Here is a 15,201-nt window from a genome sequence, read left to right as displayed (position 1 = left end):
TATACTAATTGAATATGCCCTCGGCAAACAACCCGTGGAATCGGGACGTCGGATTAGCTGTAGAGGAGGCTCCACATTGGCAAAAGCAAAAGTTGCAAAAAGACCTACCCGGGATGAATTTGAGCTGGAAGAGCTGGGGAATCAATTGGTTGAAGCGTATCATGAGCGTTCGGAAGTGCTGTTGACGGTATGGGGGAAAGAAGAGCAGGTGCAAGGGGTTATTGTTAAGCTGGATTCCCGTACTCGGTTGGTACATGTAGAGTGCACTGAAGAGGAGTTCATGGCAAAAGTACCTTTTCTCGATATCATGCGGGTGGAATCTCCCCGTTATTAAAAACGTGCAATTTTAAATAATAGGGCATTCGCCCGGTCAAACCCGTTCTTCCTGCATAAGATATCCCATACCTGTTGCAGAGGAGGTACGGTCAATGAGCGAAGTATTAGGTGGAGAAACAAGAGGCTACGGATACGGAGGTTTCACTTCTGTAGGTGCCATTCTGGTTCTGTTCATCCTGTTGGTTATCATCTCCAAAGCGTTCTTGGTATAATTCATTTCTCCAAATGAAAGAAGAGAGCTCTGCCATTCCGGCAGAGCTTTCTTTTATTCTGATTCGCTGCACATCTCATATGAAGAACATAAATTCGTTCATTGGCCGATTAGGTAGATAATCCATGTCAGTCGAACGTTCATTATGATAGAATAGGAGCATTCCTAGAGAAAGCATGAGGTGTGTCGAACATGAGTAAAGAGCTAACACAAGCATTGAACCAACAGATGAACTTTGAATTTTATTCTGCCCATGTATACCTCGCGATGGCAGCATACTGTTCCAGTGAAAGTCTGGACGGCTTCGCGAATTTTTTCATTGTACAGGCTGAAGAAGAACGATTCCATGGCATGAAAATATACAAGTTCCTGAATGATCGCGGACAACGCGCGACACTGGAGGCTTTGCCGGAACCGAAAAATGAGTATACTTCCATGCTGGATGTGTTCGAGCACGGATACGCACATGAACAGCAAAACACGAAAAAATTCTACAATCTGGCTGACCTTGCCTTGAATGAACGCGAGCATGCCACAATGTATTTCCTGAAATGGTTCATTGATGAGCAGGTAGAGGAAGAAGCGTTGTTTGACAGCATCATTCAGAAGCTGCGCCGTATTGAAAAAGACAGCAATGCTTTCTACATGCTTGACGCTGAGTTCGGTAAACGTTCATTCACCGCTCCTGCGGAGTGATAGCGAGAGCAAATTAGTAATACGTATTCCATGTTCATGGAGTATACCGTTCTACATATGAAAAGTCTGCCTTTGTGCAGGCTTTTTTTGCTGTGTTTTTTAGATCTAATTGATCAAAGAAGGAACAACTTCTAACTTAAATCTATCAGATCATTCAAAATAGGTTAATGAAACATATGTCAAAAAAGATCTATCCTGACGGGTATGATTTTCACTACAAATCTATCAATTTCGTTTTATTTCCTTGGCTAATCTGACAAAAGTGTAACTCGAACGTAGCATTTGAAGCGAGAATGAGGCCTGTCCTTTTTGCTAGTATTAGGATTATCGCCAAGGGATGCAATGAGAGATTCGAAGACACCCGGGGAAATACGAGACACAAGGGAGATTTATATTTATGCTACATATTCGAAAGTCATTTATTGCTGCACTCGCCATCTTACTTATGATTCCACTCCTGCTACCTCAATCGGTATCCGCGAAGCCAAGTGCTTCAAGCTCTACTGGAGCAAAAGCGAATGCGAAGATCATATATCTTACGTTTGATGATGGGCCTACAGCCCATACAGGACAACTGCTGGATATCTTGGATCAGTATCATGCCAAAGCGACATTCTTTATGCTCGGACCGGAAATGAAGCAATTTCAAAAAGCAACGAAACGTATAGTTGCGGATGGGCATGGCTTGGGACTTCATGGTATGACACACGTTCCTAGCAAGTTTTATCAATCGGCATATAGCGGCTTGAAGGAAATGCAGCAGGCGAATACGACGCTGAACCAAGTTGCCGGAGTGAAGACAAGTCTTGTCCGTACACCGTATGGCAGTAAGCCATATCTCAAATCGTCTTACCGTAAAGTATTACTTTCTCAGGGTGGATTCCACCTCTGGGATTGGAATGTGGACTCTGAAGATTGGAAATACAAGAAAGATCACCAAAAGGTCTACAACAGTGTAATGAAGCAGATCCACACGGTCCAAAAGAGTGGTACAACACCGGTTGTGCTCATGCATGATCAGGAAGCGACGTTAAAAGTGCTTCCGCAATTGCTAAAAACATTGAAAGCAGAAGGATACCAGTTCAAAGTACTGACCAAAAAAGTACAGCCGGTTAACTTCTGGAACGATAAACGTTAATCTAGTTACACTCTATGGAACTAATAATGAAACATAATTCACTGGAAATAAAGACATCGAGGAGGTTATCATCATGAAAAAGCAAAAACGTTGGGTCATCATTCCTGTTACCACAGCTGTGTTACTTGCGCTAGCAGGTTGTGGAGGACAGGATAACAATACGTCACAGGCAAGCAATACACCTACTTCGACTTCAGGAGAGCAAACACAATCCGGGAGCGGGGGGGCCGATTTTTCAAACACTTCAGAAGGAAGCAATGCGGCAGCAGGCACGGCCAATAATGAAAATAACTCAGAGGGTACCACCAGTACTTCCGGGGGCGAAACAACCGAAACACAAGGGCAATCCAGCATGAACGATGTCCTTCAGGAAATTCGCAGCCAGTTGAAGATGAAGGATGCTGTTCTGCCGACATCATTCGCCCTGGATAAAGGTAAGCATCTTGCAGCAGCCATTCCAGTCAATTCGTCAGATGCTTTCAAAGTGAATTTCTATTCCGTAGATCAGACCATTCCGGTCAATGATGCTTCGTTGTCGTCTTCCAAAAACGCACCAGATGTGCTCGCTTCCTATGAAGTGAAAACCTATAAGGACCCGGATAGTACAGGGATTTTCCCGGATACGGATCTGGACAACATTCCCGATGAAATGTCAGTTGATCTTGGACATGGAATCAAAGGCATGGCCGAAGGTGCCGCAGGGAGCCAGTATCTAACCTGGAAGGAAGGCAGATGGACACTGCAGATCCGATCGGTTTCCGAAGATAAGATGAACAATCCGGGAATTGCCAAGAAAATGGTCGAGTACCTGGAATCACATACACTGCCTGCTCCTAAGGATAAAGGCTTCGTAAACGTGGAATATCCGAGTGGTGGGGAAACGGTAAATGTCACGATTTCATGGCAGGAAGGCAAGCAGATTCATCAGCTGCAAACAAACCAGGTGCCGAATAACGCATTGGGTATGGTAGCATCAGTCAAATAAATATACGTTAATGAAATAGCTTGGCTGGGAGTGGAAGCTCCTGACCAAGCTATTATTTGTGTCGTAATGGGTTGAAGCGGTACTTTCATTTGAACCAGCCCTTTTCCTTGGAACGGGTGATGGCTTCAATCCGATTGCTTGCATTTAATTTGTTCAAAATGATGGAGATATAGTTGCGGACGGTGCCGGTTGTAATAAAGAGGTGTTTGGCAATTTCCTTCGTGTTCTTGCCATCAGCCATGAGGCCGAGAACGGCATTCTCTCGCTCCGTAAGCGGATTTTCCTCTACATAGGCTTCGTCCACCAGATCAGGAGCGAAGATCCGGCGTCCGTTCATGACCTGGCGAATGGCTTCAGCCAATTCCTCGATCGGACTATCCTTTAACAGGTAACCTCTAACTCCGCCTTTTAGTGCACGTTCGAAATACCCTGTCCGAGCAAAGGTCGTTAAGATAATAACCTTGCAGTTCATGCCTTTCAATTCCTCAGCAGCTTCCAGCCCACTTTTGATAGGCATTTCAATGTCCATTAGGCATATATCCGGTGTATGCTGCTGGACGAGTTCAAGCGCCTCCTGCCCGTTGCTTGCTCGCCCAACCACTTCCATGTCTTCTTCCAGGTTAAGCAGGGAGGAGAGGGCACCCAGCATCATGCGTTGGTCTTCGGCGATGACGATTCTGATCATGTTTATTCCTCCTTGATTGGTTTGCGAACCAGCTTCGGTACCTGAATAATAAGCTGCGTTCCGTCTATATTTGTTCCCGAGCGAATATCCAGACAACCATTAACAAATTCCAAGCGTTCTTTCATGCCAAGAATTCCTGTACCGCGGCGTTCTTTGTTATTACTGTGTTCCAATCCAATTCCGTTGTCATGAATAGTCAATATGTTATCGGAAGGTGTATCTTTCAGGCTGATGGTACACATTGTTGCCTGGCTATGCTTGACCACATTCGTAACGGCCTCTTTCAGACACATCCCCATCACATTTTCGTTAAGCTGAGAGGTGTCCTGCAGCTTGGGGTTGCCATCGAGCTTGAACTCGATCGCAGCAGCTTTCAGGATCTGCTCGGCACGGTGCAATTCATCAACCAGCTGTGTTCCGCGCATGGTAGTAACCATTTCCCTAACTTCCTTGAGTGCTGTGCTTGCCGTCTGACGCAAGTCGTTTAGCTCCACCTCGGCCTGCTCGGGATTGACACGAAGCAGGCGTTTCGCCAGATCGGTTTTCAAGCCGATCAAGGAGAGTTTCTGTCCGAGGGTATCGTGCAGATCACGAGCGATTCGCTGGCGTTCTTCCATTTTGACCAGATCATCCAGTCGTTTGTTTGCATTCTCCAGCTGCCCCTCCAACTGCTCCCGTTTGTTTTTATTATAGGTACTTACCGGAAGAAGAATGGATGCCATCAGACTGATGAATACAAATGGAAATTGACTAAGCAGCCGGGAGCTCTGAATGATAAATCCGTAATTTATGGTCAGAAAACTGGCTGCCAAATTGACCGAATAGAGGGTAATGAAGCCAGCTTTATTTTTAATATTCCCAATGAAAAAAGCAAGAAACAATGAGAAATACGCATAATCATAGGCTATCGTCATTGTAATCGAAATGGCAATAAGAAGGCCGATCCACATATATACTTGCCAGCCCTTGGTGATGAAGGCGAGTAAATAACAGACAAAGAAGACAAGAATGATCACAATTCCTGTCACCAGAGTCCACAGTTTCGAGTATTGCGAAATATAATAGAAGGGCAGGATGAAAAAGACGAGCCACACGTACGGATTCAATCCTGTATTTTTATAAAAGAGCTGCATCCACTTTTGAATGAAAATTCTCCTCCTTACACGACTTTGCGCGGTATTCCAACTTTAGCCTGACTGTAGCATGACTTCAGCCTGAATACAAGAAAACGAATCCGACAGAGTTTAAGGCTTCTCTGTCAGACCCGCTTGATTGGTTACGCGTATAGGTGGCTGAGCATAAGGTTTGCGGTATAACGATTTGATCTCCTTGAAGCTGATAAATCGTTTGGATTCCTCATCCCACAGACGGAAGCGAAGGGCTGCCAGACTGGAACGAAGGGTAATTGTCGTTGCCTTTTGCAGAGGTGGTGTCGCATTATGTGCCTCTTCCAGGTAATAGTTCGGTACACGCGGACTCAGGTGATGCACATGGTGAAATCCGATATTACCGCTGATCCATTGCAGCAGCTTCGGCAGCTTGTAGTAAGAACTGCCTTCAACAGCAGCCTTGACGTAACTCCATTCATCCTCATGCTCGAAGTAGGTGTCTTCAAACTGATGCTGAACGTAGAACAACCAGATGCCGAAGAAACCGGAGAAGAAAAACACGGGTGCCTGCACCATAACAAAGGCCTGCCATCCAACCAACCAAGACATGAATGCATAAAGTGCAACGATCAGTACCGTAGTCAGATGTGTGTTGATGCGTTCTTTGCGACGAGCAGCCTTGCGGTTAAAACGGTAAGCGAGTAGAAATACATAGATTGGACCAATGCCAAACATTACGACTGGATTACGATAGATGCGGTAGAAAAGCCGTCCCCATGGTGATGCTGCTTTGTACTCTTCAACCGTCATGACCCAGATATCGCCTACACCACGTTTGTCTAAATTACTGCTGGTGGCATGATGGATGGAATGTTCGGCTTTCCATTGCTGGTAGGGAGTAAGGGTTAAGACGCCCGTAATAGTCCCTAGAATGTCGTTCGCACGTTTGTTTTTGAAAAAGGAACCGTGACAGCAGTCATGGAAAATGATAAACGTTCGAAGTACAAATCCTGATGCCACCAAGGCAATCGGAAATGTCAGCCAATACGAAACGGACAGGCTATAGTAGGCTGCGGCCCACAATAAAAAGAGTGGAAGGATCGTATTTATAATTTGTCGGATACTTAATCGTAGATCATTTTTCTCGTAAGGGGTAACTTCTTTTTTCAGTGCCATTTCTTTTGCTCTGCTCATGAATGGTAGTCCTCCTTCAGTCGTTATAACCAAGCACGGCTATAACCTGGCGTTTCCCTGATCAATCCTGAATGGGAAGCGTTTTTATTATTGTAAAAGAATTCGTTTCATCCGGTAAGTCATAAACGTCAGCCATGTGTAATGATGAATATCAAGGATGACACATGACATTTGTCATGTGTGGAAAAGGTGTGGCTATTTTTTTGTTTACCCATTCAAAAATGATCCCAATCTAGAATCCTTTGCACATTTCGTGCAACAATTTGTATTATGTATACAAATTTTGCTGGCGACATGGTAGAATCTATCATTGTGAGTGCATATGACAACTTATGAGCCTGATGGATAGGTTGATTTCTGAAGGATTGGAAGGAATACTTGATGAAGAAACGAATAACGGATATTTTATTTATTATGGCGGGTGCATTTTTATTTGCCTTGGCGGTGAATCTGTTCGTCATTCCAAATGATCTTGCTGAGGGTGGCGTAACGGGGATCACCATTATTTTGTATTATCTGTTCGAATGGTCACCAGGTTTAATGAATTTGATTCTGAACGGGATTTTGTTAATTGTGGGTTACCGGTTTCTGGACAAGACCACAACGGTATACACCATTATTGCAGTGGTATTCAATTCCTTGTTCCTGCATCTGACCGAGAGCTGGACAATTGATTCGCATGAGCTGTGGATTAATACGATTTTTGGGGGATTGTTTGCCGGTCTGGGAATTGGTTTGATTGTGAGAGTTGGCGGCACAACCGCGGGAACCGTCATCTTGGCGAGACTCGCCAATAAGTATCTGGATTGGAACATCAGCTATGGACTTCTGTTTTTTGATCTGATCGTGGCGTTCTCCTCTTTCTTCATAATCGGGGCACAGGGACTCATGTGTACGATTGTCATGCTGTTTGTTGGAACCAAAACGATGGAGTTTATTATAGAAGGGTTGAATCCGAAAAAGGCGGTTACCATCATCTCGACAAAGCAGGATGCGATTGCGAAGCAGGTCATCGAGAAAATGGATCGCGGTGTAACGGTTCTGTCGGGCCATGGTTACTATACGAAAACACCGAAAGAAATTCTCTATATTGTCATTAGCAAACAGGAAGTTCCCATGTTGAAGAAGATTGTACGTGCTGAGGATGAGATCGCGTTTATCACGATTCACGATGTTCGTGACGTGTTCGGTGAAGGATTTATCGAACTATCCAAAACCTAATATATAAGGAAGTAAAACCGGAGGCACGATGCCCCCGGTTTTTTTGGTACTAAGAAAGCCCTTCTCCATCGAGAAGGGCTGAAGATTATTATTAATGATGATTTCTTTTTCTGATTACACCATATTTAACAGTAACATGACAGTGCTTTTTAACCTTGGTGGGAACATATTTGATTTTAGTTACACAAGTTTTGGTAATCTTTTTGTAATAGCATTTCGTTACGGGTGGATGACATCTATGCTTCTTTCTATTCATTTCGACCCCTCCTGACTAGTGATAGTTCATTCTATGTAAGGGTCAACATTTCGGAAACAGATAAACGTCTAAAAGAGTATAAAAAAGGTTAAGAGAATGTACGGCTCTATTTACCCGTACATGTGTCTCTCAACTTCGGATAGAGCCACATTCACATCTTCCTCTGAATTATCGATATAAACGACGGACGAAGCAGGCAGTGGCCAGGCCACTTGCTTGCGGGCAAGGGAAGCGGTGAAGGTATCCCAGTTAGCCAGCTTATATTCATCAAGAGGAGATTGTCTTGCCATGATCCGCTTGTGATACAATTCTTCGTTTGCCAAATAAATGTACGCTACGCGAACATCCGTATCTTCCAGTGAACGTCCGATTCGGCTGAGCTCTTGCTCAATCCAATTCGTTGTTTCGGTTTCTTTGGTAAACGGTCCGACGACCACGGTATCGATTCCTAATTGAACGTTATCCAGTGCCGCATCCATTGTAATGCGATATCCCAGATCACGACATAGACGTTTGTATTCAGGTGAATCCCGGTCAGATGGATCAAGTCCCTGAAGCGTCATGATTGCCTCGGCTGCCAGGCGGAGCAGGATATCCATATCGAAGAAGGCTGCCTTATATTTGCGGGAAAGGGCTTTGGCCAGTGTTGTTTTGCCGCTGCCTGCACCGCCGAGAAAGAAAATCAGTTTACTCATGAGAGTCACCCTCCTTAATAGGGTTATTTTATCACAAAGCAGATCGAAACGATGGATAGACAGAAAAGGAAGAATAAGGTAGTATGATACCTAGATTAACAATGCATAGGTTTCCGATGTAACTACTTGAATGACAGGAAGGAGGAGAATTCATATGAATGTAAACAAACAAATGATTAAAGGAAGTACAGAAACTCTAATTTTGACTTTATTGCACAATCAGCCACTTTACGGTTATGAATTGATCAAGGAACTTCACCGTCAATCGGAAGGTGTATTTAATTTGAAAGAAGGCACATTATACCCTATCCTCCATGCCATGGAGATTGAAGGTTGGGTCGAATCCTATTGGATGGAGGTAGACGGCCGAAAACGTAAATACTATTCCATTCGCGACAAGGGCGTGGAGGCCTTACAGCACAAAAAAAACGAGTGGTTTTTATTTCGACGTGCTGTGGATCGTGTACTTGGAGAAGGAGGCTTAACATGACGGATCAACATGATAAGATTAAACGTTATCTAGACGAGATGTGCAGTCAAGTCAAAGCTCGTGAAGTACATACCGATCTGCGCGATGAATTGGGAAACCACATAAGAGAAATGATGCTGGACAAGGAAGAGGAGGGTTTAACTCAGGAAGAGGCTGCCGAGTATGCCATAGAGCAAATGGGTGATCCCACAGCAGTAGGCAAAAGCATGCATAAGCTGCATCGTCATCGGATGCATTGGGGGCTGATAATCGGATTGATTAGTTTAGCCATCGTCAGTCTGTTTCTGATGTGGATTTTTACAACCAATGTCACAAATACAATGTACCAATCCATGTATTACAATCATGTGGTTTACACCGTCATGGGGATATTGTTCATGTCCTTCTTTATATTTTTTGATTATCGTAAATGGAAAAGATCCGCTTGGTGGATTTACATTCTGCTTAATCTCATGTTGTGGATCAATCCAATGATATCCCCAAGGGTCAATGGGACAAACAGATACATGACCGGATATGGATTTGTATTAGATCTGACTACTGCTGCAATGTGGGTATTACCACTTGCCATTGGTGCTATTTTGATGGATAAGCTTCGTTCCCATTTTGGTGTGCAAACCATATTATCCTATATAGCGATGGTGGCGTTACCGGCAGTGCTGTTGTTTCAAATATCGGACTGGGTACGCCTTGTGATGTTCGGGATCATTTCACTAGTCTTATTTGGTTGGATCACGCGTAAATGGCTCTATACAGCCGTAGCTACAGTAATAACTGCAAGTATCGGGTTATTGTTGTTGGTTACAACGGATTCATTCCATCGTTTGGAAAGATTCTCGGTTGTGTTTAATCTTGAGGATGCCCCATTGGGAGATGGCTATATCTATAACTCCATCATGGGCATTCTTCAATCAGCCGGATGGTGGGGAAACGGGCTTGACACAGCATTTGACCAATTTAAAACGAGTTATTTTGACTACCCAGGTGTGCTGCTCATCGATGTATTTGGCTGGGCAGCCGGTATAGGGCTATTGGTGGCTATCATCTGGTTTGTAGCAAGTATGGTGAAGACGCTCCCTCGCATTCGGGATGACTTTGGTCGGATGATTATCGTCATTATTACGTCCATGTTTGCACTGCAAATGGTTTATTCGCTGGCAATGACCACTGGTAGAGTTCCGATTTTAAGTGTGGTCTTTCCTTTTATAGGATACGGCAACCATCTCATCTTTGATTATGCCATGATCGGATTGCTTCTTGGGGTGTATCGCCGCAAAGACACCGTTTCGCTAAGGAATGAGAAGAGCCACCAGACAGCAACACCAATACAATGAGCAGTCTATTATCGTTCACACATTAACTGAATGTAACTTGTCTTTCAATCTTCTAACACTTTACTTCCAGATGGAAACCAGATATGGCGCAAGTTGACCCAGCCTTGACTATTAAACGAAAGCCCGCGCACGGAAGGCAGATAGGCGGTTTCCACAGGTTTCTCAGATAAATGAAACATCAAATGATGATCCAGCAAAAACTGTTCAATCCGCTCAAGGCCTGCAATTCGATCTGTCATTAATGGTGACTCGATAACGGTTTTCAGCATCATCTGCACACGCAATTGTATGGATTCATCCAGATGCTCCGACAGGGTAAGATAGAGGTCTGTCCTCCGCAATTCTTCATCCTGGTCCCGGATCAGGGAGAATAATATGAGATCGGACTCCAGCCGCAGTTGACCTTTGAATTGTTCCATCGTTGCCGTATGAATCTTGCAAGCATATCCGCATTGTTCCAGTTTGGCTGCGATGAGAGCAGCATCCTTGCGATATTGTGGAATGGTAGCCAGCTGTAAGGGAATCGACTGATCCTTGACCAAGGGATTATCAGAGGATTGGATCACGCCAGTAATGCATTCGTATAGATGAGTTCGTATAGCCGGATCGCTGAGCGGTCCGGTTTTTTGCGTGTTACAAGTGAGCAGCTTATTCACCATGACACCCGCACTAATTTGTGTCCAGTCAGCACCCTTAGCGGCAGCCGGATTCGGAACAAGGTGGAAGAAAGGCGTTTCCGCTTCGGCATGTTCTCCCCATTCGGTCTCGGCACTCCAAGGAATCTGCAGAATATCCACCCGGTCCAGATGGGCTCTTCCTTGAAAATAGGCCGGGAATGCTTCCAGTCTGCACAGGTGTTCATCCCATAACGTCACCTTGAAGGGGCCTGTTCCTACAGGCTTTTGCAAGGACGTGGATTCAACTGACTTGTCATCGCTAGGCTTCGTGATGCTGTCCGAAGGGACTATGGCTGCACGGCTTGTGGCTAGAAAGGACAGAAATAATTCATGCGGTGCTTTAAGACGGAAAACTACGGTGAGCGAATTCAGGGCTTCCACAGATAGAATCTGTCTGCTCACATCCCGATACAATGTACGTCGCTCTGTAGACTGCAGCCTGGCAAATGTATGCACCACATCTTCTGCAGTCAATCGTCCTCCATTGTGAAACAGGACACCTTTGCGCAAATGAAAAAGCCAGGTTTTCCGATCTGGGCTAACATCCCAGGTGTGGGCAAGACATGGAATGATATCTCCTTGCTCATTACGCTGAACCAGCCCATCAAACACATGACTGGTGACAAAGGACTCGGCAAGTAGATTAATATACAGCGGATCAAGGGCATGAAGCTGCTGCTGCAGTGGCAGTCTCAACGTATCAATTCGCTCGTCATGCTCCCCTGCTTCTGTATGATGGCCCGAGTAACCGAGCAGCCAGTGGTTTAAATGCTCTCGCATCATGGTCGAGGTGGAGAAGGCGCGCACCTGTTCAGAGGCCTGATGCAATTCACGGCGATTGAGGGCTTGCATCATATATTCTGCTGCGATCTGTTCGGCTGGTACGAGCAGCGTGAGTGTTGACCTGCGACCTCGACCACGCTGGGAGATCCAGCGAATCCAATCGCAGGCCGCCATTTTTTTGACAATGGTAAGCGTATTTCGATGTGTGCAATCCAGCAGTTCTGCGAGCTCGGAGAGCGTAGCTTCATGCTCGGACATATCACCAAAGCGGTTATGAAGCAGCAAATATTGTTGATGCAGTTTCACGATTTCAAGCCTCCTTGGGAAAAGAGCTGTTGTTGCAACCGGACTAAAATAAGAAATTTTATCTATTATAATTTCTCTTTATCTTCTTATTTTATCATCTAGAATAAAGTCTAGAAAGATAATGGAGGTTTTTCCCATGATTGAGAAAATACTGGCTTCACCGAATCGTGCTTTGATTACGCTGTTATCTGCCTTGCTCCTGGCGGTTATTCATCAGTATTTGTTTTATGGAAGAGAGCCAGGCGTATCGTATCTGCTCTTTGTGCTTCTCTTTTATGCATTTATGTATGTGTTTGCGAGGGATCGAATCCGTACATTAACCCTGATTGACGCATGGATGGCTGCAGTCGTACTCATGCTCGCGCTAACCTTTTTACTTTTTGACAATGAACTGCTGCGTGTTCTCAATTTTCTGCTTGTCCCCGGTTTGATTATTTTACATATGACTTATTTGGCTGGACGTAAGCGGAAGCAGTGGTGGGATCTCCGAATCATCGGTACCTCCTTGGATCATTTGCTGCCACAATCGATTCGCCACTGGGGGACCATCGGGGGCATTGTGGTAAAAGCCGGGGGACGTGGGATGGAGAAGTCCCAGAAAGCAGTTCTGGTCAAAGTTCTCATTGGACTGGCCGCATCCTTCCCGATCCTGATTGTGGTGGTTGCATTGCTGACTTCCGCAGATGGCGTATTCAATCAATATTTGTCCGGTTTTCCGGAATGGTTGAACCATCTGACCCTAACACCTGGATTTCCGAGAATCCTCTGGATTTTCATAGGAGGCATTTTGCTGTTTAGTTATGTATGGGGATTCGTTCAACCTATGGAGTACGAAGCTGAGAAGAGGGAGAACGCCCATTGGAAAAATGCAAACTTGTTATCGCCTGCGGCAGTACATGTCTCCGATCATGACCATGCAGGCCAGAAGAATACGGAAACCGAATCGAGCAAGACGGTTGAACCCAAAACCCATACTCATTCCATCCCTACCGGCAGGGAGACGTTGAAGCTGGATCCCATCATCGTGGGCACTATGCTGTTCGTTATTAACTGTGTGTATGTACTGTTTGTATTTGTACAGTTTTCCTACCTGTTTGGTGCAGGGAGTGGGCATCTTCCCTCTGACCTGTCTTACGCAGAATATGCCCGCAGTGGCTTTGCCGAACTTGTGCTGGTCACCAGTATTAACTTTCTCATTTTGATTGTTGCACTCCAATGTACAAGACCGAGTGGGAGAACAGCTTCGATTATTCATCAGGTGCTTCTGCTTATTCTTGTGGGCTGCACAGCCATCATGCTGTATTCTGCGTTTATGCGTCTCCATCTGTACGAACAGGCATACGGGTACACGTATATTCGATTCTTGGTACATGCCTTTATGATTTTTCTGGCATTGCTGCTTCTCATCGCCGGTTTACGCATCCGATATACCTCCATTCCACTGCTTCGCTGGTACATTGTACTGTCACTTACAGCTTATGCAGCCGTCAATTATGTGGGTATGGATAACCGGATCGCCGAGCTGAACGTGGAACGTTACCATAAGACAGGTAACATTGATGCAGCTTATCTGGCGAATTTGTCAGCGGATGCAATTCCGCAGTTAAGAAAGTTTGCGCAAGAGGAATTTCCGGCACTGAAGGATCATCTATTGGAGCGTGAAGCTTACATGAATGAGAGAGAAAACAGCAGTTCCTGGCCTTCTTATAACGTGGCAAGACATAGGGCTGCGAAGGAATTGTCCAAATTGAGAACGGAATAGCGATTGATTGTAACATCTGAGCCTTGAATTTATGCAAAACGGATATGTAAGTGTTATAATATAAAAATGAACCTATAAAGGGGGTGAATCCCTTGTTTGAACTTCAGGAGTTATTACCTTATTTATTCTCAATAGGGCTTATTTTCACCGTGAGCTATGCCTACATTGCCCATCTGCACTGTGGATTGACAGAGTACTGGATGGAAGGCGGAGGCGGAGACGGCGTTGAACCCGGACTCCCTACACTGACGCTCGATGGAAAGCATAGACCTGAAGATTTAACCAGGATGATCAGACGTAGAGAAGCACCGGATGAAGATGAGCCAGATTGTATATCCTCGTTGGATACATTGAAACCTAATCAACGAGGAGGATATATATGGAACATAAGACAAGCAAGGGATTCACTTTTACATCTGGCAAGGGACGGATCTATGGGCTGATTGCCATTTTATTTGCAGTCATGCTTTTGGCCGGATGCAGTAACAATGTTTCGGAGATTAACGCTTCAACACCTGGATTCTTCAATCACTATATTGTATTTCCGCTGTCGTATCTGATTCAGCACATTGCAACCATCTTTGGTGGCAGTTACGGCGTCTCCATTATCGTGATTACTTTGGTCATTCGGCTTGCGCTGCTGCCTTTGATGATGCGGCAGGCCAAATCCCAGCAGGGAACCCGAGTGATCATGAATGCCATGAAGCCAGAGATGGATGCACTCAAGAAAAAATACGAGGGCAAGAATGACGCAGCAGATCGTCAGAAGCTTTCCCAAGAGACGATGGAGCTGTACAAAAAGCATAATTTTAATCCACTGAATATCGGCTGCTTGCCGCTGCTGATTCAGCTGCCAATCCTTTCGGGGATATATACGGCAATTCGGCTAACGCCAGAGCTGTCTTCACATTCTTTTTTGTGGTTCAAACTCGGGGCACCCGATTATGTGCTTGCTGTTGTGGTTGCAGTTATCTACCTGATTCAGGCAAAAGTTTCACAGGCCAATATGGCACCTGAGCAGCGAAAACAGTTTGCAATCATGGGGTACATTTCACCGCTGATGATGGCCTTTTTCTCTCTGACAGCACCTGCAGCCATGCCGCTCTATTGGACGGTTGGCGGTTCATTCCTTGTCCTTCAGACGTTATTGTTCCGTAAACTGTATCCGGTGGAACATCCTCAGGAAACAGTAATCCTGCAGGAGAAGAAGATCAAACCAGCCAAAGGAACCAAACCCGCAAAATCATAGTTGTGACTTATCAACAAAAAACGCTATGAGAAGCGCAAGCTGGTTAGGTGTACTCAAGCGAATAGAACAAAAGA

Annotated in this window: 16 protein-coding genes; 11 read left to right on the top strand and 5 right to left on the bottom strand. The window is 45.0% G+C overall.

The window, feature by feature from the left end; genetic code table 11:
- Positions 1–76: 76 nt before the first annotated feature.
- The 5 genes from CHH60_RS06340 to CHH60_RS06320 all read left to right on the top strand — a co-directional run bounded on the left by CHH60_RS06340 (position 77) and on the right by CHH60_RS06320 (position 3,366).
- Positions 77–334: a YolD-like family protein gene (locus tag CHH60_RS06340; RefSeq protein WP_095358428.1), complete on the top strand. Its 258-nt coding sequence runs from the start codon at positions 77–79 to the stop codon at positions 332–334.
- Between the two features lie 94 nt (positions 335–428).
- On the top strand, positions 429–548 hold the full coding sequence (locus CHH60_RS06335) for a hypothetical protein (protein WP_017688846.1): 120 nt from the start codon (positions 429–431) through the stop codon (positions 546–548).
- Positions 549–739: 191 nt separating this feature from the next.
- The gene (locus CHH60_RS06330) at positions 740–1,243 is read left to right on the top strand and encodes a ferritin (RefSeq protein ID WP_095287527.1); all 504 of its coding nucleotides are present in this window, start codon (positions 740–742) and stop codon (positions 1,241–1,243) included.
- Between the two features lie 397 nt (positions 1,244–1,640).
- Positions 1,641–2,381, top strand: coding sequence for a polysaccharide deacetylase family protein (locus CHH60_RS06325; protein ID WP_095358427.1), 741 nt, complete (start codon positions 1,641–1,643; stop codon positions 2,379–2,381).
- Positions 2,382–2,454: 73 nt separating this feature from the next.
- Entirely contained in the window at positions 2,455–3,366 is a 912-nt protein-coding gene (locus tag CHH60_RS06320; protein WP_095358426.1) for a hypothetical protein, read from the top strand.
- Positions 3,367–3,451: 85 nt separating this feature from the next.
- Here CHH60_RS06320 and CHH60_RS06315 read toward each other — a convergent pair whose 3' ends face one another.
- From CHH60_RS06315 to CHH60_RS06305, 3 genes are all read right to left on the bottom strand, one after another.
- Complete coding sequence (locus CHH60_RS06315) at positions 3,452–4,051, bottom strand: response regulator transcription factor (protein WP_095358425.1); 600 nt, start codon at positions 4,049–4,051, stop codon at positions 3,452–3,454.
- Between the two features lie 2 nt (positions 4,052–4,053).
- A complete protein-coding gene (locus tag CHH60_RS06310; protein ID WP_095358424.1) occupies positions 4,054–5,196 on the bottom strand; it encodes a sensor histidine kinase in 1,143 nt (380 codons plus the stop codon).
- A 99-nt stretch (positions 5,197–5,295) separates the two neighbouring features.
- Complete coding sequence (locus tag CHH60_RS06305; protein WP_095358423.1) at positions 5,296–6,354, bottom strand: fatty acid desaturase; 1,059 nt, start codon at positions 6,352–6,354, stop codon at positions 5,296–5,298.
- A gap of 381 nt (positions 6,355–6,735) precedes the next feature.
- Here CHH60_RS06305 and CHH60_RS06300 point away from each other — a divergent pair, with 381 nt between their 5' ends.
- The gene (locus tag CHH60_RS06300; protein WP_095358422.1) at positions 6,736–7,575 is read left to right on the top strand and encodes a YitT family protein; all 840 of its coding nucleotides are present in this window, start codon (positions 6,736–6,738) and stop codon (positions 7,573–7,575) included.
- 366 nt (positions 7,576–7,941) lie between these two features.
- Here the strand turns inward: CHH60_RS06300 and CHH60_RS06295 are convergent, their stop codons facing one another.
- Entirely contained in the window at positions 7,942–8,526 is a 585-nt protein-coding gene (locus CHH60_RS06295) for an AAA family ATPase (RefSeq protein ID WP_095358421.1), read from the bottom strand.
- A 154-nt stretch (positions 8,527–8,680) separates the two neighbouring features.
- On the opposite strand from CHH60_RS06295, the gene CHH60_RS06290 reads away from it, so the two are divergent.
- Positions 8,681–9,016 (top strand): PadR family transcriptional regulator, encoded by a 336-nt coding sequence (locus CHH60_RS06290; RefSeq protein WP_095358420.1) that lies wholly within the window; start codon positions 8,681–8,683, stop codon positions 9,014–9,016.
- Positions 9,013–10,350, top strand: coding sequence for an FtsW/RodA/SpoVE family cell cycle protein (locus CHH60_RS06285; RefSeq protein WP_095358419.1), 1,338 nt, complete (start codon positions 9,013–9,015; stop codon positions 10,348–10,350). Before CHH60_RS06290 ends, CHH60_RS06285 begins: the two co-directional genes overlap by 4 nt.
- Positions 10,351–10,394: 44 nt before the next feature.
- On the opposite strand, the gene CHH60_RS06280 is transcribed toward CHH60_RS06285, so the two are convergent.
- Positions 10,395–12,116: an ABC transporter substrate-binding protein gene (locus CHH60_RS06280; RefSeq protein ID WP_095358418.1), complete on the bottom strand. Its 1,722-nt coding sequence runs from the start codon at positions 12,114–12,116 to the stop codon at positions 10,395–10,397.
- 136 nt (positions 12,117–12,252) lie between these two features.
- Here CHH60_RS06280 and CHH60_RS06275 point away from each other — a divergent pair, with 136 nt between their 5' ends.
- From CHH60_RS06275 to yidC, 3 genes are all read left to right on the top strand, one after another.
- Positions 12,253–13,878, top strand: a complete 1,626-nt coding sequence (locus tag CHH60_RS06275) for a DUF4153 domain-containing protein (RefSeq protein WP_176475997.1) — start codon at positions 12,253–12,255, stop codon at positions 13,876–13,878.
- Positions 13,879–13,970: 92 nt separating this feature from the next.
- Positions 13,971–14,321 (top strand): hypothetical protein, encoded by a 351-nt coding sequence (locus CHH60_RS06270; RefSeq protein WP_176475996.1) that lies wholly within the window; start codon positions 13,971–13,973, stop codon positions 14,319–14,321.
- Positions 14,258–15,127: a membrane protein insertase YidC gene (yidC, locus tag CHH60_RS06265; protein WP_095287516.1), complete on the top strand. Its 870-nt coding sequence runs from the start codon at positions 14,258–14,260 to the stop codon at positions 15,125–15,127. Before CHH60_RS06270 ends, yidC begins: the two co-directional genes overlap by 64 nt.
- The last annotated feature ends 74 nt before the right edge of the window (positions 15,128–15,201 follow it).

Origin of the sequence: Paenibacillus sp. 7523-1, assembly GCF_002276415.1 — a bacterium.
GTDB classification, from domain to species: Bacteria; Bacillota; Bacilli; order Paenibacillales; family Paenibacillaceae; genus Paenibacillus; species Paenibacillus illinoisensis_A.
The sequence above is the reverse complement of the archived record's forward strand: the minus strand, read 5'-3'. Positions and strand labels throughout refer to the sequence as shown.

Bases quoted from the DNA above. Each gene is read 5' to 3' on its own strand.
- CHH60_RS06285 (WP_095358419.1), top strand. From the start codon at position 9,013: ATGACGGATCAACATGATAAGATTAAACGTTATCTAGACGAGATGTGC.
- CHH60_RS06330 (WP_095287527.1), top strand. From the start codon at position 740: ATGAGTAAAGAGCTAACACAAGCATTGAACCAACAGATGAACTTTGAA.
- CHH60_RS06325 (WP_095358427.1), top strand. From the start codon at position 1,641: ATGCTACATATTCGAAAGTCATTTATTGCTGCACTCGCCATCTTACTT.
- CHH60_RS06275 (WP_176475997.1), top strand. From the start codon at position 12,253: ATGATTGAGAAAATACTGGCTTCACCGAATCGTGCTTTGATTACGCTG.
- CHH60_RS06305 (WP_095358423.1), bottom strand. From the start codon at position 6,354: ATGAGCAGAGCAAAAGAAATGGCACTGAAAAAAGAAGTTACCCCTTAC.
- CHH60_RS06295 (WP_095358421.1), bottom strand. From the start codon at position 8,526: ATGAGTAAACTGATTTTCTTTCTCGGCGGTGCAGGCAGCGGCAAAACA.
- CHH60_RS06335 (WP_017688846.1), top strand. From the start codon at position 429: ATGAGCGAAGTATTAGGTGGAGAAACAAGAGGCTACGGATACGGAGGT.
- CHH60_RS06320 (WP_095358426.1), top strand. From the start codon at position 2,455: ATGAAAAAGCAAAAACGTTGGGTCATCATTCCTGTTACCACAGCTGTG.
- CHH60_RS06300 (WP_095358422.1), top strand. From the start codon at position 6,736: ATGAAGAAACGAATAACGGATATTTTATTTATTATGGCGGGTGCATTT.
- CHH60_RS06290 (WP_095358420.1), top strand. From the start codon at position 8,681: ATGAATGTAAACAAACAAATGATTAAAGGAAGTACAGAAACTCTAATT.
- yidC (WP_095287516.1), top strand. From the start codon at position 14,258: ATGGAACATAAGACAAGCAAGGGATTCACTTTTACATCTGGCAAGGGA.
- CHH60_RS06315 (WP_095358425.1), bottom strand. From the start codon at position 4,051: ATGATCAGAATCGTCATCGCCGAAGACCAACGCATGATGCTGGGTGCC.